This is a genomic window from Planococcus halotolerans, from assembly GCF_003289955.1.
GTDB lineage: Bacteria > Bacillota > Bacilli > Bacillales_A > Planococcaceae > Planococcus > Planococcus halotolerans.
This window is the reverse complement of record NZ_QLZR01000002.1, coordinates 148,903-170,697: the sequence shown is the minus strand read 5'-3', so window position 1 is coordinate 170,697 and position 21,795 is coordinate 148,903. Positions and strand designations below refer to the sequence as shown.

The 21,795-nt window shown below is 44.3% G+C and carries 17 protein-coding genes and 1 other RNA gene; 15 read left to right on the top strand and 3 right to left on the bottom strand.

Translation table 11 applies throughout. From position 1 onward, the window contains the following. Positions 1-20: 20 nt before the first annotated feature. Complete coding sequence (gene recU, locus DP120_RS05515) at positions 21-632, bottom strand: Holliday junction resolvase RecU (protein ID WP_112222649.1); 612 nt, start codon at positions 630-632, stop codon at positions 21-23. Between the two features lie 190 nt (positions 633-822). Here recU and DP120_RS05510 point away from each other — a divergent pair, with 190 nt between their 5' ends. From DP120_RS05510 to DP120_RS05455, 12 genes are all read left to right on the top strand, one after another. After that, complete coding sequence (locus tag DP120_RS05510) at positions 823-1,188, top strand: YppE family protein (protein WP_112222647.1); 366 nt, start codon at positions 823-825, stop codon at positions 1,186-1,188. Further along, positions 1,185-3,455 carry a DEAD/DEAH box helicase gene (locus DP120_RS05505; protein ID WP_112222645.1) on the top strand — a complete coding sequence of 757 codons (2,271 nt, stop codon included), beginning with the start codon at positions 1,185-1,187 and terminating at the stop codon, positions 3,453-3,455. The genes DP120_RS05510 and DP120_RS05505 overlap by 4 nt, the downstream gene beginning before the upstream one ends. A gap of 6 nt (positions 3,456-3,461) precedes the next feature. Continuing rightward, on the top strand, positions 3,462-4,721 hold the full coding sequence (locus DP120_RS05500; protein WP_112222643.1) for a ribonuclease H-like domain-containing protein: 1,260 nt from the start codon (positions 3,462-3,464) through the stop codon (positions 4,719-4,721). 63 nt (positions 4,722-4,784) lie between these two features. Further along, a complete protein-coding gene (gene gpsB / locus DP120_RS05495; protein WP_112222642.1) occupies positions 4,785-5,078 on the top strand; it encodes a cell division regulator GpsB in 294 nt (97 codons plus the stop codon). Between the two features lie 48 nt (positions 5,079-5,126). Then, an RNA gene (gene rnpB, locus DP120_RS05490) (RNase P RNA component class B) lies at positions 5,127-5,508 on the top strand. Positions 5,509-5,687: 179 nt separating this feature from the next. Further along, a complete protein-coding gene (locus tag DP120_RS05485; protein ID WP_112222640.1) occupies positions 5,688-6,821 on the top strand; it encodes a THUMP domain-containing class I SAM-dependent RNA methyltransferase in 1,134 nt (377 codons plus the stop codon). A 53-nt stretch (positions 6,822-6,874) separates the two neighbouring features. Beyond that, positions 6,875-8,791, top strand: a complete 1,917-nt coding sequence (locus DP120_RS05480) for an ATP-dependent DNA helicase (RefSeq protein ID WP_112222639.1) — start codon at positions 6,875-6,877, stop codon at positions 8,789-8,791. 44 nt (positions 8,792-8,835) lie between these two features. Continuing rightward, complete coding sequence (locus tag DP120_RS05475; RefSeq protein WP_112222637.1) at positions 8,836-10,338, top strand: carboxypeptidase M32; 1,503 nt, start codon at positions 8,836-8,838, stop codon at positions 10,336-10,338. A 226-nt stretch (positions 10,339-10,564) separates the two neighbouring features. Continuing rightward, positions 10,565-11,140, top strand: a complete 576-nt coding sequence (locus DP120_RS05470) for a lipoprotein BA_5634 family protein (RefSeq protein ID WP_112222635.1) — start codon at positions 10,565-10,567, stop codon at positions 11,138-11,140. A gap of 116 nt (positions 11,141-11,256) precedes the next feature. Continuing rightward, positions 11,257-12,015, top strand: a complete 759-nt coding sequence (locus DP120_RS05465) for an SDR family NAD(P)-dependent oxidoreductase (protein WP_112222634.1) — start codon at positions 11,257-11,259, stop codon at positions 12,013-12,015. A 147-nt stretch (positions 12,016-12,162) separates the two neighbouring features. Next, positions 12,163-15,750, top strand: a complete 3,588-nt coding sequence (locus DP120_RS05460; protein WP_112222632.1) for a dynamin family protein — start codon at positions 12,163-12,165, stop codon at positions 15,748-15,750. Between the two features lie 4 nt (positions 15,751-15,754). Continuing rightward, positions 15,755-16,687, top strand: coding sequence for a sulfurtransferase (locus DP120_RS05455; RefSeq protein WP_112222630.1), 933 nt, complete (start codon positions 15,755-15,757; stop codon positions 16,685-16,687). An 83-nt stretch (positions 16,688-16,770) separates the two neighbouring features. Here DP120_RS05455 and DP120_RS05450 read toward each other — a convergent pair whose 3' ends face one another. Further along, positions 16,771-18,069, bottom strand: coding sequence for a hemolysin family protein (locus DP120_RS05450; RefSeq protein WP_112222628.1), 1,299 nt, complete (start codon positions 18,067-18,069; stop codon positions 16,771-16,773). A gap of 179 nt (positions 18,070-18,248) precedes the next feature. On the opposite strand from DP120_RS05450, the gene DP120_RS05445 reads away from it, so the two are divergent. Genes DP120_RS05445 through DP120_RS05435 form a run of 3 tightly spaced genes read left to right on the top strand, consistent with a single transcriptional unit; the run spans position 18,249 to position 20,792 of the window. Further along, positions 18,249-19,820: an amidohydrolase gene (locus DP120_RS05445; protein WP_112222626.1), complete on the top strand. Its 1,572-nt coding sequence runs from the start codon at positions 18,249-18,251 to the stop codon at positions 19,818-19,820. Positions 19,821-19,822: 2 nt separating this feature from the next. After that, the gene (locus DP120_RS05440) at positions 19,823-20,542 is read left to right on the top strand and encodes an SDR family NAD(P)-dependent oxidoreductase (protein WP_240611978.1); all 720 of its coding nucleotides are present in this window, start codon (positions 19,823-19,825) and stop codon (positions 20,540-20,542) included. A 40-nt stretch (positions 20,543-20,582) separates the two neighbouring features. After that, the gene (locus DP120_RS05435; RefSeq protein WP_112222623.1) at positions 20,583-20,792 is read left to right on the top strand and encodes a hypothetical protein; all 210 of its coding nucleotides are present in this window, start codon (positions 20,583-20,585) and stop codon (positions 20,790-20,792) included. Positions 20,793-20,849: 57 nt separating this feature from the next. On the opposite strand, the gene DP120_RS05430 is transcribed toward DP120_RS05435, so the two are convergent. Continuing rightward, positions 20,850-21,650: a TIGR00266 family protein gene (locus tag DP120_RS05430; protein WP_112222621.1), complete on the bottom strand. Its 801-nt coding sequence runs from the start codon at positions 21,648-21,650 to the stop codon at positions 20,850-20,852. Positions 21,651-21,795 lie beyond the last annotated feature (145 nt).

The following is a 21,795-nucleotide window of genomic DNA, read 5'->3' as shown; positions in this document are numbered from 1 at the left end:
CTCACTTTCGTTGGTGCTTTCTACTGAAATTTATGCAGCTGGGGCAAATAATCGATGCGCGGAAACGCACCAGGTTTTAATTCGATACCGGTTTCCTCAATTTCCGCCAGAGTAACTGACTTCCTGCCACCGTCCATCATTCTATTCCAAAAAAATTCAAATGCTTCGAATGGAACAATGAAATAACGATCAAGGGAAGAAAAACGAATGATCAGGAAAGCCAATCCATCGTGTTTTCTAACCTGTGCCATATGATGGATTTGGTGTTCGTGTATATTCTTCAGCGGGAACGATGTTTTATTTTCCGTTTCCTTTGCCTCAAAATCTATATATTTGCCGTTCCATACACCGTTGTAATCAGTGGTGGATGGAGAACGGAAATAAGCTTCCTTAATGACGGCGGCGCTTCTTGAAGGATATTCGACTCTCACGATCTGGACAGGAACCGGTTTTTTATGGATGACTGCACGTCCGAGCTGAAGATAATAGTCGTTCGTTTCATTCAATTCATCCTCTAGTGTTTTACCCCGATTGCTGAAAGAGAAATCTTTTTTCTTTTTTTTCTTTTTGGGATCCGTTTGCTGTTCTTTTTGCGGAACGAACTTCTTTCCATTCGGATAGTTGATTGCCATTGTGATACACCTCGCTTACTTTATCATATCACATAGATTTAGACGACGAATGAGCCCTAAAGTTCCATTTCGCTAGATTCATGATAGCCGATAGGGGGGCTAATGCCAATTAAAAAGAATGTCTGTTCGTTCAGAGTCGTCTCCTATAGGCGTATATGATAAACTTAGGGCATTGGAGGGATCTTGAAAAATGAATATTCGTGAACTTTCTTCCTTATTATATGATGAATGCGGAAAATGCCAGGATCGCTTTTTTGATATGCGTGAACGGGATGCAGTTCCAGATTTCTACGAGGACGTTAAACCCTATGCCGATTATTGGCACAGTAAAATAAATCAATGGCAAGAGGAATCGCTTATTTATATACAGCAGGAACGGCCAAAATATGTCCATAAGCCCCAGATTGATACAGCGGCTGAAGGGATGACTCAATTTTTCGTACAAAGTTTTTATAAGGAAACAAGCAAGAAACGTTTTATCCAAACCATACAGGCGGCCCAGTATACGCTTCAGACTTTTATGCTGGCCATAGACGAAAAGAGCGATACTAGATGATCAGAAAGAAAACATTGCCTCAATTGATGGATGAATGGAAAACAGAACCGGATATGATGGAGCGGATTGTCCATTGGCATACGAAGGAAGAAAAACCGGCAAGATACGCTGATTTTCCGGTAGAGATGCACGACAGCCTGAAAGCGGCACTCAGAAAAAAAGGCATTGAACAATTGTATACGCACCAGCGCGAAGCCTTTGATCTGGCCCAGGAAGGCAGATCCTATACAGCTGTCACGCCGACAGCTTCCGGAAAGTCCTATTGCTATCATCTTCCGGTACTTCATAAAATCCTGAACGATCCAGGAGCCAGGGCACTTTATCTGTTTCCGACAAAAGCCCTGGCACAGGATCAGAAAAGTGATCTTCACGATCTGATAGAAAAAACGGAAAAAGAGATTTTATCCTATACGTATGACGGCGACACTTCTCCGGCCATCAGAACGAAAGTCCGGAAAGCGGGGCAAATCGTCATGACCAACCCGGATATGCTGCATTCCGCCATTTTGCCGCATCATACAAAATGGGTGTCTTTGTTTGAAAATCTGCATTACATCGTCATTGATGAGTTGCACACCTATAAAGGTGTTTTCGGCACCCATGTCTCGCATGTTATCAGACGCCTTAAACGGATCTGCGAATTTTACGGCAGCAATCCGGTGTTCATCTGCACATCCGCGACGATTGCAAATCCCAAGGAATTGGCTGAAGCGCTGACCAATGAAGAACACGCGTTGATCGACCAGAACGGAGCACCTTCCGGCAAGAAACATATCGTATTTTACAACCCTCCAATCATCCATCCGACTTTCGGTGTCAGAAGAAGTGCGGTGCTTGAAGTGCGCGATTTGGCGACGCTGCTGATTAAACAAGGGATACAGACAATCGTATTTGCCAAAAGCCGGGTCAGAGTCGAGATGCTTGTCACATATCTTCAGGCAATCACCAAGATGAAGCTTCAGGATGAATCCATTAAAGGCTACCGAGGCGGCTATTTGCCGACCGAACGGCGGGCAATCGAGAAAGGTCTGCGGGACGGTTCGATTCAATGTGTCGTTTCGACAAACGCCCTTGAACTTGGCGTTGATATCGGACAACTGCAGGCTTGCATCATGACGGGCTATCCCGGGAATATCGCCAGCGCATGGCAACAGGCCGGACGCGCCGGAAGACGCCAGGATGAATCTTTGGTTGTCTATGTCGCACAGTCGACAGCACTGGATCAATACATCATCAACAACCCTTCCTATCTGCTGGATCAATCACCGGAAGAAGCGAGAATCCACCCGGAGAATATCATTATTTTAATGGACCATTTGAAATGTGCTTCATTCGAATTGCCTTTTTCGTCAGATGAAATGTATGGCGAATTCGAGGTGCAGGAATTGCTTGAGTATTTGCAGGAACAGGGCGTACTGGTACGTACTTCCGATCGCTGGCATTGGATGAGCGACCGTTTTCCGGCACATGATATTTCATTGCGGTCAGCTTCACAGGAAAATGTCGTCATCATTGACCAGTCGGTTCCGTCTGATACCCGGGTGATAGGGGAAATGGACCGCTTCAGCGCATTGACATTATTGCACGAAGAAGCGATCTATCTTCACCAGGGAACACAGTTCCAAGTTGAAATCCTGGATTGGGAAGAAAAGAAAGCTTATGTCAGGGAAGTTGATGTGGATTATTTCACAGATGCCAATCTGGCAGTCGAGTTAAAAGTGATGAGTGAAGACAAAACAAAAGATATGCAAAGGTCAGAAGTTTTTTACGGCGATATTGCGGTATTGGCGATGCCGACCATTTTCAAGAAAATCAGATTTGATTCGCATGACAATATCGGGTCCGGTCCTATTTCATTGCCGGCCGAGGAGCTTCATACTTCTTCCACGTGGCTGAGTTTCAGCAAGCCGGACGGATTTTCGGATTCGGAGTTATCGGATATGATGACCGGTGCGGCATACGCCATCGAATCATTTATCCCGATATTCGTATCCTGTGATCGCCGCGACGTTCATGTGGTGCCACAGGTGAAATCGCCGCATAACGATCTGCCATCGTTCTTTATCCATGATTCATATCCGGGAGGCATCGGCATCAGTGAACGGATTTATGATATGTGGCTGCCGCTGCTTGATAAGGCAAGAAGCCATGTAGCTGAGTGCCCGTGTCTGGATGGCTGCCCATCGTGCATTGGTGCGCAGGACGCCATGGTCAATATGAAAGAAAATGTCATCAGATTACTCGACGAGCTTCGCGAAGAGAGGTGATAGCCGATGTCGTTTGAAAATAAACTGCTGCAAATGAAAGGCATGCTGAAAAAAGACGCAGGTGCCAAGTCGAAACCAAAAGCGCAGAAACAGGGGAAGCAACGGCCGTTGCACGAAGGCAGATGGCAGGAGATCGGCCTTGAACTGGTGGAAAACGAATTTGGTTTCATTTTTAAAAAAATAATCCGCTATCCGTTTGAGACGCGTCATGGAAATATTATGTTGAATGAACTCGACCGGGTGTTGTCTGCATGGGAAGAAGCAGAATTCGATCATCCTTTCAAGTTGAAGAAAGAAGAACGCATCTTGTTTTTTGATACAGAAACGACTGGCCTCAGCGGCACAGGAGCTTATATATTTCTTGTGGGATTATTGGAGCGTACGGACGAAGGATTTGAAATGGTCCAGTATATTATGCCGGACCCTTCCAATGAAGCCGCTTTTCTGTACGAAACGGATCTGTGGCGGTCGGAAGACCCAATCATCTTTTCTTATAATGGAAAAAGTTTTGATTGGCCTCAGCTGACCTCTAGATGGACGATGCATCGGAATATTTTGCCGAAACTGAAGCCGCTCCGGCAGATTGACCTCTTCCACGGGACAAAAAGGATATGGAAAAACGAATTGTCACGAATGAAGCTGAGCACCATCGAAGAAGAAAAGCTTGGTTTCAGGAGGGAAGGCGACGTGCCTGGATTTCTGATACCGGCCATCTATCTCGATGCGGTGAAAAGCGGCTACCCGGAAGCTCTCGATAAAGTACTGTATCATAATGAGCTGGATATTCTTTCACTCGTATCCCTTTATGTTCTTTCATCAGACCTTTTGATGGAAGATCTTGAATCTGAAACATTCGGCGCCTACACGAATATCGGAAAATGGTATGCTGATCTGAAACAATTTGACCAAAGCGCTGCCTATCTTGAACATGTTACAGCTGAACGGGGTGCTTCTTCGGCACTTGCCCGTTATTTCCTGGCGATACAGCGAAAACGCAGCGGCCAATACGAAGAAGCTGTAAAGCTGTTTACAGAAGCTGCCCCGAATCTGAGAGGGCCTGTAGAAGTGGAAGCCTGGATACATGCAGCTAAATTATATGAACATCAAATCAAAGATTATGAAAAGGCTTTGATTATGGCAGGTTTTGCAAAAGAAGCCAGTGGACAACTGGAAATCAGAAAATCGCTTGTCCGTGATCTCGATAAAAGGCTCATTAGGCTTGAATTGAAGAAACAAAAAAACCGTCCTTCAAATAAGAAGTTTTAAAACACAAAAATAATGCTTATGATATACTGAACATAAGCAGTCTTTTATGGAAGGACGATTAAAATGGACAATAAATTCACAGCTAAAGATATTTTAGAAAAAGATTTTAAAACAGGTATGCGTGGTTATAACCAGGATGAGGTTGATCACTTCCTGGATGATATCATTCAGGATTATGAAGCATTCAACAAGAAAATCGATCAATTGATGAATGAAAACAAGCGTTTGCGCGCTGAATTGGAAGACGCTCCCCGCAAGCAGGCCACTCCTGCACCGGGAACGACGAATTTTGATATATTGCGCAGGCTTTCCCATCTGGAAAACCATGTTTTCGGCAATAAATTGAACAACGAGTAATACTCTTTGTTTTATTGGAGCAAATGCAGTATACTTATGTAGCCATTAGAATTCTGGCAATCGCTCCGGCTACCGGCCGGAGAGGAAAGTCCATGCTCGCACGGACCTGAGATGGCCGTAGTGATCGCGCTTAGCGAAACAATAAGCTAAGGCAGCTGCTTTTGCAGTTGACGGCGGGTAGAACACCTAAGTCTTCGGATATGGTCGAAATACCCTGAAAGTGCCACAGTGACGGAGCTGCATAAGAAATTATGCAGGTGGAACGAGGTAAACCCCGCGAGTGAGAAACCCAAACTATGGTAGGGGCACTTTTCCAAAGGAATTGAACTGAGGAAAAGGCAGGAGCAGTCCTGCAGATAGATGGTTGCCTTCCAAGTGTACAAGGCGAGAGCCGTTTGAGTACGTGGAAAACAAAACATGGCTTATAGAATTTCTGATGGTCTTAAATTGCAATTTAAAAAAGCTCTCCCCAGGGAGAGCTTTTCTTCATGATTATAGATAGTGAAAGAAGCGCTGGCATTGAATAGTCAGTTGCTCTAATATAAGAATCGCATAAATAGTTTTTTCATTAAAGAACAGGAACTACAGTCAACAGGAAAGGGTGTAAGTATGGCTACATATAAATTGTTAGCGACTGCTGCAATGGGCCTTGAGTCCATTGTCGCCAGTGAAGTGAAAGACATGGGTTACGAAACCCAAACTGAAAACGGCAAAGTTTTCTTCGAAGGAGACGAGCGGGATATTGCCAAAACGAATCTTTGGCTGCGCACTGCAGATCGTGTGAAAATTATCGCAGGCGAATTCAATGCCTTTACGTTCGATGAGTTATTCGAAAAGACCAAGGAAATTGAGTGGGAAAAATTCCTTCCAGTGGATGCAGAATTTCCGGTACAGGGAAAATCAGTGAAATCGACCCTGCACTCAGTGCCGAATTGCCAGTCCATCGTCAAAAAAGCGATTGTCGAACGTTTGAAAAAAGCTTACCACCGCAACTCCTTCCTGGATGAATCGGGTCCACGCTTTAAAATCGAAGTATCCATCTTAAAAGATAAAGTGCAATTGTCCATCGATACGAGCGGCGCCGGCTTGCATAAACGCGGCTACCGTGTCGACCAGGGGGAAGCGCCACTCAAGGAAACACTTGCAGCAGCTTTGGTGAAGTTATCACGCTGGACGCCGGATCGCCCTTTTGTCGATCCATTCTGTGGTTCAGGAACAATTGTCATCGAAGCCGCAATGATCGGCCAAAACATTGCACCGGGCTATAACCGGGAATTTGACAGCGAAAAATGGCCATGGATCGGTGAAGATATCTGGAATGAAGTTCGGGAACAGGCAGAAGAGATGGCGAATTATGATCAGCCGTTAAATATTCTGGGAACCGACATTGATCACCGGATGGTAAAAATTGCTGAGCAGAATGCGCTTGAAGCAGGATTTGCTGATATTATCCAATTTGAACAACGCCAGGTCAAAGATTTTAAAACGACAGAAGAAAATGGTGTTGTAGTCGGCAACCCTCCTTACGGTGAACGAATCGGTGAAATTGAAATTATTGAAGAGATGATACAGGATATGGGAAGAGTATTTTCAAAACATCCTACTTGGTCTGTTTACATCCTGTCTTCAATGGCAAGATTCGAAACACTTTATGGCCAGCCAGCGACGAAAAAAAGAAAATTATTCAACGGCTTTATACGAACAGATCTTTTCCAATTCTGGGGAGAACGTCCGAAAAAATAAAATTGATGGAACGGAAGGGCATCGGCTCTTCCGTTTCTCTGTGAGGAGCGTTTATGAGACAACCAATACCATTTCCTTTATCCAAAGACAAAACGTTCTTCGAATCCTTAAATGACTGGATCGGAGATGTTTTCTACGACGAATTGCCTGAAAAAGGCTATGACCTTCGGGATGAACAGATCTTTATGGCTTTTCAAATTGAAAAAGCGCTGAAAGAAAAATCTGTGATGTTTGCCGAAGCGGGAGTCGGAACGGGTAAAACGCTTGCCTATCTATTGCCGGCGATTGCATATGCACGCTATACAGGAAAACCGGCATTAATTTCCTGCGCAGATGAAACTTTGATCGAGCAATTAGTTAAAAAAGGCGGCGATATCGACCGGTTGGATGAGCTTTTTGATTTGAACCTGGATGTCCGCCTTGCAAAATCCCGTGATCAGTACCTGTGCCTGCAGCGGCTGGAAGGGGCAAAGAAAAGAAGCGGAGCGGACTTTCTGGATGATATAGAATCAAGGCTCCCTGAATTTGTAAACAAAACGTTTTCAATGCAAAACACTTACCCATACGGGGAACGCTCAAGTTTTCCGGAGATCAATGACGAACAGTGGCAGCAGGTCAATTACCACCCGATCCAGAACTGTGCCGCGTGCGAACTGCGCAATAAATGCGGTCAGACCATCCACCGCAACCATTACCGGGAAGCGACGGATCTCGTCATCTGTTCCCATGATTTCCTGATGGAGCATCTATGGACAAAAGAAACCCGCATCCGTGAAGGGCAAACGCCATTGTTGCCGGAATTCTCGCAAATCGTGCTTGACGAAGGGCATCTGCTGGAATTTGCGGCGCAGCGCGCTTTGACATATGAAGTGCAGGAGAGCACACTGCTCGCTGTAACCGAAAGTATCCTGGCGGATAATGTCCGCGAAAAAACGTTGAATATGATTGAAGAGACCATTGATCTGCATAACGATTTCTTCCGCCTGTTGCGGAAAAATATAGTGGCAAGCGACGAAGACCGTAAAGCGATAAAAAGAGACCCTGCGTTGATCAGTTTAGGCAAAGGGTTGATCAATCATATCAATCTGTTGTTAGAGGAATTTGTATTCGAAGGTGAATTATTCACGATTCCCGAATATGAATTGCGTTTGGCGGAAGAGTTTTTTGAGAAATATATCTTTTCTATGGGCTTATTCACTGAGGAAGGCGACGCAGTGCACTGGCTGGAAATTAAAGATGACATTGAAACACTTGTCATCATGCCTCGTCTCGTGACAGATATTCTTGATGAGAAATTATTCGACGGCAAAGTGCCGATCATTTTCTCATCCGCTACATTGTCAATTAAAAAAGACTTCAGTTATCTATCCGACAGCCTGGGAATCGATAAATACCAGTCATTCTCGGTGCCATCGCCATTTGACTATGAAGACGTCATGAAAGTGCTGAAACATCCACTGGAACAGCAGCATAAATTCCAGCGTGCATACGATTTACTGTCAAGCGGAGAGCAGACGCTGATTTTATTCAAATCCAAAATGGATATGGACAATTTCAAGCAATCACTGCCGCTTGACCACGCCTATAAAATCGAATTTGAAGGAGACCGCGAACTGTCTACTGTCGTGAAAGACTTCCAGGAAGCGAAATTCCAGGTTCTCTGTTCTTATCATCTGTGGGAAGGTCTGGACTTGCCGAAAGAAGCTTTAACACAAGTTGTTATTGTCGACTTGCCATTCCCGCCACAGGATCCGGTTTTCGAAGCAAAACGCAAATTCAGCTCCAATCCGCTTGAAGAAATCGATCTTCCGTTTATGCAGCTCAGAATCCAGCAAGGAATCGGACGGCTGATCCGTACATCGGAAGACCACGGCGAGATCCACTTGCTGCTGAATGAAGATGAACTGGCACTCGAACACTTATGGCAGGAAGTACTGCCGGTTTCTGCCGAAAATTTTCTAAAACTGTAAGCCATTCATGATATAATAGACCCATTCGACAAAGGGGGATATATATGTCATTGGAAATGCAATTTACGGAACACATGAAAAAACTGATCGCTTATAATGAAGCAGTTTCATTGCTTTATTGGGATCTGCGTACAGGCGCACCCAAAAAAGGGGTGGATTTGCGTTCGGAAACAATCGGCGTGATTTCTTCTGATATTTTTATTATGTCAACTTCAGAAAAATTCGGAGATTTAATTACAGCATTGGAAGCAAAAAAAGGTGAGCTGGAACCGGTCATGCTGCGGTCTGTGGAAGAAGCACGGAAACAGTACGATCTAAGCAAAAAGATTCCAGCTGATGAATACAAGGAATTTGTGATTCTGCAATCCAAAGCTGAGTCAGTCTGGGAAACAGCCAAAGATACAGACGATTTTTCTTTATTCCAGCCTTATCTTGAAAAAATGGTGGCTACGACGAAAAAAATGATCGGCTATTGGGGAGAAAAGAATGGCAGTGCCTACAACACATTGCTGGACCAATACGAACCGGGCATGACAACTGAAATTCTGGATGAAGTGTTTGGCGAATTGCGCAATCGCATCATCCCACTGGTGCAGAAGATTGCTGAATCAACCAATAAACCAAAGACAGATTTCCTGTATCGCCAATTTCCGAAAGAGGCACAGGAAAGTTTCAGTGATAAAATCCTTGAACAGCTGGGCTATGACTTTGAAGCTGGCAGGCTGGACGAAACGGTGCATCCATTCATGATCGGCATCAACCGTCAGGATGTGCGGATTACCACAAAGTATGATGAAAAAGATTTCCGGACAGCTGTTTTCGGCACCATCCATGAATGTGGCCATGCGCTGTATGAACAGAATATCGGAGAAGAATTGAGTGGAACATTAGTGGAGACAGGTGCATCTATGGGCATCCACGAATCTCAATCATTGTTTTTCGAGAATTTTGTTGGACGCAGTGAGAAATTCTGGGAAAAGAATTATGAACTTCTGAAAGTATTTTCACCTGAGCAGTTTGGGCAGGTGCCGCAGGAAGAGTTTATCCGCGCAATCAATGAATCCAAGCCTTCGCTCATCCGAATTGAAGCGGATGAACTGACTTATGCACTTCATATCATGATTCGTTATGAATTGGAGAAGGGTCTGTTCAATGGCGATTTGGAAGTGAAGGATCTGCCGCAGCTCTGGAATGATAAATATGAGGAATACCTCGGTATACGTCCTTCAAACGATGCAGAAGGTGTTTTGCAGGATGTCCACTGGGCTGGCGCGAGCTTCGGTTACTTTCCATCTTATGCGCTCGGGTATATGTACGCGGCGCAGTTCAAGAATGCCATGCTGAAGGATTTGCCGAATTACGATGAACTTCTGGCAGCGGGAGATATTGCACCGATTCGGAACTGGCTTACTGAAAATGTCCATAAGCACGGATCGATGAAAAAACCTCTTGAAATTTTGGAAGAAGCGACGGGTGAAGGGCTGAATGCGGAGCATCTGGCGAAATACCTGGAAGAGAAATATTCGAAAGTTTATCAATTAGCTTAATAGAGTTTCACAGGCCGCCCTGGCTACAATCGGGGCGGCTTTTTTTTCGTTTATGACGAAACTGTAAGATTAACGTCATCTTAAGTAAATGCTGCCTTTAGGCATCCACCCTATACTTAAATTATCCCAATTAATAAGGTAGTAACTAAGAAGAGGAATGACAGCTTAGAGATGGCTTTAATAACTTTGGATGAATCCCAAAATCAAAATGTGAGGAGAGGATATTATGAAAAAAATTACTTTATGGTTAGCAGCTTTATGCGGAGGAGCAATAATGTTATCGGGCTGCAATATGTTAGATAAAGCGAATGGCATCATTCTTTACGGGGACGAAGAAAAAGTTTTGTCTTCACTGAAAGAAGAGCATAAAGGGCAAGTTGAAAAAGATTCTCTTTCTGTGAAACTGATGGATACTGATGGAAAACGATTGATGATTATGGACGAAACCTCTGCACAATATCTGCTGGAAAAGGAATTGCTGCAAGAAGTGAAAGATGGCAGAGATACTGAAGCTCTTTCCTCTATACCGAAATTGGCAGAAGGTGAAGCGTTTCTTTTTGCCAAGAAAGAAGACAGTGACATCGGTTTTGATAGCTTGCCAGATCAGGTGAACTATGAAGGCAACGTCATTATCGGTGATGGCCGCGCATATGCAGACATGTTTTTGGTTGTCGCTGACGAGGATTTTACCGCTTTTGAAGCTGAAGCGAAAACCATGGGAATTATTCAATACAATAAAGACCCGGATGGCATCGGCGGCTTTGACGTGGAAAGAGAACAGCTGGTAAAAATAGAAGAGTAAATTCTCAGCGATTTATCTTCTGCTACTTTAATAAACTTTTCAAATCCAGTCTTGATTGAATAATGACGGGACAATTCCCTGAATTTTCGCTTATAATAGGAGCCGGAGGGGATAAAATGTTGAAGTCATTCAGTTTAGAAGGAAAAACAGCAATTGTGACCGGAGCGGGTAAAGGCATCGGGCAGGCGATTGCTATGGCCGTCGCGGAAGCAGGCGCAAATGTCATGCTTGTTGCGCGGACAGAATCAGATTTGCAGAACGTAAAGGAATTAATCGGCAATGACCGGACAGAATATGCAATTGCGGATATAACCGACCGCAGCCAAATTCAGCGTGTTGTTGAAGAAACGATAGAGCGGTTCGGTGCTATAGATGTTCTGGTAAATAATGCTGGCATGAACATCCGTTCAAAACTGTTGGATGCAACGGATGAGGAATGGCATAGAATTATGGACACGAATGCCCAAAGCGTCTTCATGTTTTCACAGGAAGCAGCGAAAAAAATGCAAAGCGGCGGATCCATCATCAATATCAGTTCAGTCGGCGGCGAACGTGCACTGAAGACAGGTGTCGTCTATGCTGCTTCCAAAGCTGCAATCATCCAGATGACCCGGGTAATGGCAATGGAATGGGGCGAAAAAAATATTCGCGTCAATGCCATCGGTCCCTGGTATTTCCGTACACCTTTAACGGAAAAATTATTGAATGACAAAGAATATCTTGATTCAATTTTGGCAGTGACCCCGATGAAGCGCGTCGGTGAACTTCCCGAGGTTGCGACACCGGTCGTATTCCTTGCATCTGAAGCATCGAGCTATATCACCGGCCAGACTTTATTCGTCGACGGCGGAATGTCCATTCATGGGTTTTCTTAAGAAAAGCGGAGGCTCCCGCTTAGAGTAAAATGACTTTCAGTAAAAGAAAATTCAACAGCATCCTCTCCTAAATTGGAGGGGATGTTTTTCGTTTAACGCGATAAATGGTATGATAAAAGGAGTATAAAATGAAGGGGATACCGGAATATGACAGCTTTGGATCATCATAATGAATTAATAGAAACAGCGCGCCTGCACCGCATCTTTGAAGAAAATGACGACACAGACCGTGCCGCGAAAGCGAAATTATTTGGGAGGAAAATACTAAAAAATCAATTTATCATAGGCTTTGCAGGGCATTTTTCATCGGGAAAATCATCAATGATTAATGCTTTGACTGGCGAAACCTTATTGCCGTCAAGTCCGATACCGACCAGTGCCAATATCGTGAATGTACATAAAGCGGATTCGGATTTTGCAATTGTCAACAAAACGGAAGGGAAGCCGGTTTATTTTCCCGAGAACTACGACTTTGAAGCCGTTAAGCAGTATTGCAAAAGCGGCGATGTGACACAGATTGATATTGGCCATAAAGATTCCGTTTTGCCGGATGGTGTAAGCGTCATGGATACTCCTGGAGTGGATTCCACAGATGACGCCCACAGGATTTCCACTGAATCTGCACTTCATATTGCAGATATGGTTTTTTATGTGATGGACTATAATCATGTTCAGTCGGAGCTGAATTTTAACTTCACAAAAGAATTGCAAAAATACACAGACCTTTATCTGATCGTCAATCAAATTGACAAGCATCAGGACAGTGAGCTGGATTTTCCAGCTTTCAAAAAATCAGTGGCAGATTCTTTTTCTGCATGGGGGGTTCAGCCAAAAGGCATTTTCTTTACTTCATTACGTGATTTTGAAATGGAGGGCAATGATTTTGAAGCTGTGAAAAGCCTTGTTTCATCTTCAATGGAAGGCTGGGAAGGAAACGTCGGTAAAGCTGCAGAATCCGCACTTTCCCAATTAAAAGATGAACATCTGAACTTTTTGGAAGATGAAAAGATGGAAAGGCTGGAGACATTTTCAAATGTTCTGAGTCCGGAAGAATGGGAAATGCGTGAAGATGTTAAAACTGAAACAAATAAAGTGGAACGGCGTATGTCTGTACAGGATTTTGACAGCTGGAAAAGTGACTTTGAAAAAAATCGAAAAGAATTGCTCGAAAATGCCAATATCATGCCATACGAATTGCGCAACTCACTGACTCTTTATCTTGAAGCAATGCAACCTGACTTCAAAGTGGGAATGCTATTCAGCGGCAAAAAGACGGAAGCGGAACGTGATGCCCGACGAGATGATGTCAAAGAAAAGATGGCAACAGTAATTCCTTCTCAAATAACAGTGCATCTGAAAAGATTGATGAAATCAGCTTTGAAAGACGCGGCCCTGTTGACTGACCAGGATTCATTGGCAATCGATGATATGGAACTTGAAGTGCCATTTTCAGTGGTTGAGGAACAAATGCCAAAAGGTGTTTTGATTACCGGAGATACAGTGCTCAATTTCGCCAATAGTTTGAGTGTCGCCATTCAACGGTGGTTTATAAAAGAAACTGAAAGCTGGAAAAATGCACAAAAAGAGAAATTCGAATCACTGCCGGAAGATGCCGGCACAGAAATAGGCATGAAAGCTGAAACGTTGAATCAGAAATTGCTTGCCATCAGTACACTGGAAGAAATGGACGAAAAAATAGAGAAAACCGAGCGTGCATTTTCCGCAATGCTGCCAAATCAAAAGATTTCTGCGGAAGCGATTTTGGAGGATTGGCGCAGTGAGTTCCAGGCTTCGACTGATGAGATGATCGAGTTCGAACCATCGATGCTTGCTGACAAGGAAGTTGTCCAAAGAGAAGAAGAAGAACAGCAGTCAGCACAAACTGCTGAAACGGCCCAGCAGGATGAAGAAATTGTTCTTGGTCGTGCTTTAAAGACAGCTGCTGCACTTGGGCCGATCAGAGGCTTCGAAGAAACAGCCGACTATCTGAAAAGGAAAGTTTCAAGACTTGAGGGCCAGGAATTTACGATCGCTCTATTCGGCGCCTTCAGTGCTGGAAAGTCATCTTTCTCCAATGCATTGATGGGAGAAACAGTTTTGCCGGTTTCACCGAATCCAACGACGGCGACGATAAACCGGATACGCCCAGTCAGTGAAAATCATCCTCACGAAACGGCTGATGTGCGTTTGAAAACAGTCCAGCAGATGACGGAAGATGTACGCAACTCATTTGGCATCTTCGATGTCAAAATACAGTCTCTGGATGATGCCTATCGAAAAGCTGAACAATTGCCGGAAGCAGGCGGGACCGAGCAGCAGGTGCATAAGTCGTTCATCGATGCGTTCAAGTCAGGCTATCGTGACTTTAAGGACCAGCTTGGAGAAACTATCCGGACGAACCGGGAAGAATTCGGTCTCTATGTGGCAAAAGAAGAGCGCAGCTGCTTTGTCGATGAAATTGATTTTTATTATGATTGCGAACTGACTCGCAGCGGTGTTACGCTTGTTGATACACCTGGTGCAGATTCGATCAATGCCCGCCATACGAATGTGGCATTTGAATATATCCGGAATGCGGATGCTGTTCTATTCATCACTTATTACAATCACGCTTTTGCACGTGCGGACCGTGAATTCCTGATACAACTGGGACGTGTCAAAGATGCTTTTGAAATGGATAAAATGTTCTTTGTAGTAAATGCAATTGATTTAGCGCAAAACAAGGCAGAACAGGAATCGGTTGAGAATTATGTCAAAGAGGAATTGCAGCGCTTCGGCATCAGATTTCCTCGGCTATTCGGTGTCTCGAGCCTTCAGGCGCTGAAAAATCGAGAGCAATCTGGAATGGCGGAATTTGAGGAGTCCTTCCAGCATTTCCTGAAAGAAGAATTGAAAGGAATGGCTGTCCAGTCGCTGGCGGAAGAAGAACAGAAAGCAGTTGCGCGTTTCTGGTCTTTGATTGACCACACTGATGCTAATATGTCCCGCAAAGACGAGCGACTGTCGGAATTGAAAATCCTTGAACAGCAGCTCCGCAAGCAACTTGCGGATTCTCCTGCACCGGTTATGGTCAAAGATGCCTTGCAGGAACTTAGTGAACTTTTATATTATGTTAATCAACGTGTATTCTACCGTTTCAATGACTTTTTCAAGGAATCGTTCAACCCGTCCTTGTTTGCAGGAAAATCGTCGCAGCAAGCTTTGGATACAGCATTACATGATATTGTTGAAATGACCGCTTTTGACTTTGAGCAGGAAATCCGGGTGACGAATTTCAGGTTGTCTCAGCGGATTCAAAAATCTGTTGAAAGCCGTTTCCGGGACGAAACCGAAAAGCTGCGGGCAAAAAATCCTGATTTTTCATTTACACCGTATGAAGTGACGGAAGCTGACATGCTGGAACCGGATAAAGCCTTCACAGGTACAGATTATTCTTCTGTAAAGTCCTATTATAGAAACAATAAAAGCTTTTTTGAGAAAAACGAAAAAGAAAAACTTCGTGACGCTCTTCAAGCATTAATGGAACCGGATGCAAACATTTATCTGGAAAAAGAAAAGCGGAAACTGGCTGAATGGGCAGAGTTCTGGATTGAACAGGAAGCTGAGGGATTGAGACAGCACATCATCCGCCAAGGCACTGACCAGATCGATTCTGAACGAACTCTATTGCAGCAAGAGGAAAAACTGGCTCAGTGGAAAGAGATATATGCAAATTTGATAAGTGAAAGGGTGTAGGATTATGAAAGTATTTATCGAAACGCTGGATACGGACCAATATCGCTGGATTGATACACGTTATGAGCTTGGCAACCCGGATGCGGGAAAAAATCTATATGAGCAAGAACATATTAAAGGTGCAATCTATTGGGATCTTGAAAAAGATATGAGTGATATGTCATCCGAAGGCGGTCGCCATCCTATGCCATCACATCAGCAATTGGAAAACCTGGTCCAAAACAGCGGGATATCACCAAAGGACGATATCGTCGTCTACGATCAAGGAGGTTCCCCGTTTGCTGCCAGAGCATGGTGGCTGTTGAAGTATTGCGGATTTGAAAATGTCTACATCAGCCAAATGGGTTATACAGAGTTGAAAGAAAAAGGGGCGGCAGTATCTGAAGAGTTGCCACAAATCGCTCCATCGGATTATTCACCGGTCTTCAATAATGATATATATGCTGACCGCCAATACGTGAAGAATGTGATTAAAGGCGAAGAGCTGGGCATACTGCTTGATGCAAGATCTCCTGAGCGATACTCAGGAATCGAAGAGCCGCTTGACCGGATAGCCGGAAGAATCCCTGGGGCCCATAATTTTGACTGGAGTCAGCTGGTTAACCATGGAAAACTGGATACCGATGTGGATTTTTCTACTGTGATTCAACAGCATGAACCAGTGGTGGTCTATTGTGGCAGTGGAGTGACAGCAGCTCCACTATATGCAATGCTCGCAGAAAAAGGTTATGATTCACTGCGGCTTTATACAGGAAGCTATTCAGATTGGATTGCTGATCCTGAAAATGAGGTGGAGATTGACCGGGAAAAACATCCGGAAGCGTCGGATGAAGATACGCGTGTCATTCTCGCCAAACTGATTGAAGAAGGATACAGCGGCGAAATGCTGATGAAGAAATTCGAATACGAAAAATCCCTGCTGCAGGACAACAAGTAAAGCAAGCAGGAATTTCGAAAAAAGGGGTACCGGAAAAAAATCCGGTACCCCTTTTTATAATTGAAGATATTCAAATGAACAATTTATTCATGCTTTACCAGCAACAATCGGATAATCTGATGATTTTCCATTTCCCGTACCGTTATGGTATGGCCGGGAAGTTCAACCTTGCCGCCTTCAGTGATTTCTGTATTCATCATCTGGACCCATCCTCCGATAGTATCCACATCTTCACTGTCATAAAAATTCAACGCGAAGCGGTCTTCGAGATCCGATAACAACACACGGCCGTTCAAAAGATAGCGGTTAGCATCGAGAGTTTTGATCTCGTCCCGTTCATCTTCATCAAACTCATCACGGATTTCCCCGACAATTTCTTCGAGAATGTCTTCCATCGTGATGACGCCGGCAGTTCCGCCGTATTCATCGACGACAATCGCCATATGGACATGCTCTTTCTGCATTTTGACCAGTACATCCTGAATCGGGGCCATGTCATGGACAAACGGGATGTCGTGCATCGAAATACTCTTTTTCAGGTCCATTTCCTGCGTATAATTTGTCAGCATTTCCTTAACATTGATAAAACCGATAATATCATCTTTATCGCCTTGTTCCGTAACTGGGTAGCGTGTGTATTGATGCTCTCGGACAATTTCCATCAAGTCGCCATGATCCATTTCCATAGAAATGGTTTCCATTTGCGTACGGGGAATCATGATATCTTTCGCCATTCTTTCGTCGAAGGAAAAAATATTCTGCATATACGAAAGTTCGGTTTGATTGATTTCCCCGCTGTTATAGCTCTGGGTCATGATGATTTTCAGGTCTTCTTCCGAATGCGCTTGTTCATAGCCCACGGTTTTAATGCCGGCCAGGCTAAGCAGCCCTTTTGAAGTGCCGTTCATCAGGCGAATGGCGGGTTCCATGAATCGGCCGAATAAATAAAGGGGCCACGCCACTTTCAATGCGATATTTTCTGCATTTTGAATAGCCATCGTTTTGGGAGCCATTTCCCCGATCACGACATGGAAAAAAGTAATGATCGCAAATGCCACACCGAATGAAAAAATTGTGGTGATAGGCTCATTGAGGCTCAAGGCTTCAAAGAGCGGCCGCAGCAACTGTTCGATGACAGGCTCACCCAGCCAGCCGAGTCCAAGGGCGGAAACCGTAATGCCGAGCTGGCAGGCTGAAAGGTAATAATCCAGATTATCAATGATCCGCTTTGAAATAACCGCGCTTTTATTGCCTTCGGATATCAATTGGTCAATACGGGAAACGCGTACCTTGATGATGGAGAATTCTGCTGCCACAAACATTGCTGTCAGCGCTATAAGAAGCGCCATGATAGATAAATTCAAGATAAGTAAACTGTCCAATTAATCCTCCCTTGATAGGAGGTTCACCTCTGCTTTCCAAATATGGAACCATTATAACATATTCAGGAACTTCTTAAGTATTTGGCGGATTGGGATGGGAATTTCAAAAAAATGATGGGGGATTTATTGAATATCCTGTGAATTCAACTTATGATGAATTAGAGAAAAGGAGTGAGTTCATGAAGACGTTATGGCATGGCGGAATTATTTATACAATGGCGGCAGAAGGTAAGACAGTGGAAGCTGTTTTAGTTTCTGACAGTAAAATAGAAGCAATGGGTTCCTATCAGGAATTGAAAGACAGGGCTGACCAGGAAATCGACCTTAAAGGAAAAGTACTTTATCCCGGTTTTGTTGACAGTCATATGCACATGATTGGGCACGGAGAGAAACTGCTCCGTGTAGATCTTTCGAAAATCGATTCATCGGAAGATATGAAACAGCAGTTGATTGAATCCACAGATGATCTGGCGGCAGATGACTGGTTTATCGGAGAAGGGTGGAATGAGAACAATTTTCCTGACCGCAAAATCTTTCATCGGGTCGAACTTGATGAGATTTCATCTTCCCCGATGATGCTGAAGCGTGTCTGCAGACATGCCATCCTTGCAAACTCCAGCGCGCTCGCGCTTGCAGGCATAACGAAAGATTCACCGGATCCTGAGGGCGGATTGATTGTTCGCGACGCTGACGGCGAGCCGACAGGCTATCTACTGGATGCAGCTCAAGATCTTGTAGCGAATGTAGTGCCAGAAGTTAGTGTGGAGTATTTGACAAGGGCTTTGCAAACGTCTGTCGATGATTTACTGGCTTTAGGACTGACCGGCGCACACACGGAAGACATGGGCTATTATGGCCATTATTCGAAACCGTTGCAGGCATTCAAAAATGTATTGGGAGGCGAAACGAAATTCCGCGCCCATCTGCTGCGTGCTCACAGCGCATTTGAAGAAATGATGGAAAACGCTACATATGTAGAGCCTTTTGTAGATCCAGGTCCGATGAAGATTTTTGCTGACGGATCCATCGGCGGCCGTACAGCACTTTTAAGCAAACCCTATAATGACGATCCTTCTACCAGCGGAGTTGCCATCCATTCCGATGAAGAACTGAAACGTCTGGTATCAGTTGCCCGAAAACATGATGAAGCGGTGGCCATCCATGTTATTGGTGATTTGGGTATGGAGAAAGCACTTGACGCAATTGAAGCTCATCCAGTGCCGAAAGGGAAGCGGGACCGTTTGATCCACAGCATGGTCCTAAGGGAAGATTTAGTCGAGCGCATGGAAAAAATCGATGCGATCCTCGATCTTCAGCCAAGTTTCGTGACATCGGATTTTCCTTGGGTCGTTGAACGGCTTGGAGAAGAGCGTCTGGAATGGTCCTATGCATGGAAAAAACTGCTGGACCGCGGGTTGATCTGTGCAGGAGGATCGGATGCACCGATTGAAGAAGTGGACCCTAAGCAGGGAATTTATGCGGCTGTAACGAGACGCAAGCCGTATGAAAATCATGAAGGGTATATGCCGGAAGAAAAACTGAGCCGTTTTGAAGCTATCCAGCTTTATACGAGCGGCAGTGCTGCTGCCATTTGTAAAGAAAATTCAAGAGGCAGAATTGCTGAAAATTATGATGCCGATTTCAGTATTTTTGACCGGAACCTTTTTGAAGGAAATGAAGAGCAGATTCTCGAAGCGCAAGTCGAACTGACGGTTGTAGCTGGAGAAATCATGTTTCAGAGAGGGGAATGACAATGGAGGCTTATATAATAACCGGCGCATCAAAAGGCATAGGTCTTGCTCTCAGTAAACAATTAGCTGAAAAAGGGCATCAGGTATATGGAATTGCCCGTTCTTTTTCGAAAGAATGGCCGGGAACAAAGTCTTTCGATTTCGATCTTTTAAAAACATCAGAAATTCCTGCGTTAATTGAAATTATTTTCGGTTTTATTCCAGAGGATTGCGAAATCATAACGCTCATTAATAATGCCGGAACGATTACGCCAATCGGCTTTGCTGGAAACAATCCAGCCGATGAAATAAGCGGCAGCATCGCTTTGAACCTGACAGCGCCTATGATAACGACTGGTGCTTTTATAACTCAGGCTGCCGATTTTCCATCGCAAAAAAGAGTCATCAACATCTCTTCGGGCGCCGGCAGAAATGCTTATGAAGGGTGGAGTGCATATTGCGCCGGAAAAGCGGGACTCGACCATTTCAGTCTGTGCCTTGAAAAGGAGTACAAAGATATCAAAACGATGTCAATAGCGCCTGGCATCATCGATACGGATATGCAAGGAAAAATCCGGGAAAGCTCAGAAACCGATTTTCCAATGATTGAGAATTTCATAGCGTATAAGGAGCAGGGTAAGCTCAGCACGCCGGAACAAACTGCTGAACAGTTAATCCGTCTTTTTGAGAGAGAAGATTTTTGGGATTTGGAAACAATAGCAGACATTCGCGATTATAATTGAATTAACCAATTGAAGTTTATTTAGTGAAAGGAGCTTGTTGATGTCTAATATCCCTCCGAATATTCTTGCCTTGCTTGCGGATGCCGATCATGCGGGAGTAAACATGAAGAGTCCAAAAGCAGTAGTTACCCATTTATTGGCCCATGGAGAAAAGGAATCTATCCTGTTTTTCTACAAGCCCAACAGCCTGGAATTTGATTTTGATAAATACAATGAGGCCGTTGAAGTCATGAGAAAACAAAAAAATTAAAAAAGATGGTCACATATGCCATGTTGTATTTGGCACGTGTGACCTTTTTGAATACATTTATCTTCCGCCCAATAAATCGAACAGACCACCGGCTGCACTGCCTTCGCCTTTGGAACGGCCAGCAGGATTTTGAGGCGCTGCAGCAAATACTTTGCTGGCAAGACGGCTGAAGGGAAGAGATTGTACCCACACGCTGCCAGGTCCTCTAAGAGTTGCGAAAAATAAACCCTCACCGCCGAACAGAGCGGTTTTCACACCGGGAACCATCTCGATATTGTAATCAACATCGGAGGTCATGGCGACCAGGCAGCCGGTATCGACTTTCAGCACTTCACCTTTTTGAAGATTTTTCCGGTATAGAGTTCCGCCCGCATGAATGAAGGCCATCCCGTCACCTTCAAGTTTTTGCATGATGAAACCTTCACCGCCAAAAAAGCCGGTTCCGAGTTTCCGCTGGAATTCAATGCCGATGGAGACACCCTTCGCCGCGGCCAGGAAAGCATCTTTCTGGCAAATTACCTTGCCTCCGAGCCTGCTTAGATCAAGCGGCACGATTTTACCAGGATAAGGAGATGCAAAAGAGACGGTACGTTTTCCGCTGCCCTGGTTAGTGAAAGCTGTCATAAAGAGGCTTTCTCCTGTAATGATTCTTTTGCCTGCACCTAGAAGTTTTCCCATGACACCGCTGCCTGAACCATTGTTGGAACCATCGCCGAATATTGTTTCCATAACGATTCCATCTTCCATCATCATAAGCGCGCCTGCTTCTGCAACAACAGTTTCACTGGGATCCAATTCCACCTCTACAAATTGCATATCATCACCGTACAATTTGAAATCAATTTCGTGATTATTCATCTTTTCCTCTCCTTTTCCATTTAACTGTCTCTTTCTACTATATAAGTTATTCCGGCATAAATGAATGCTTAAATATTAATATTTACAGAAGCTTCTGTTTCCTTACAAGGTTCTTTATCTTTGAAAGCTGTTCCGGGACTATATC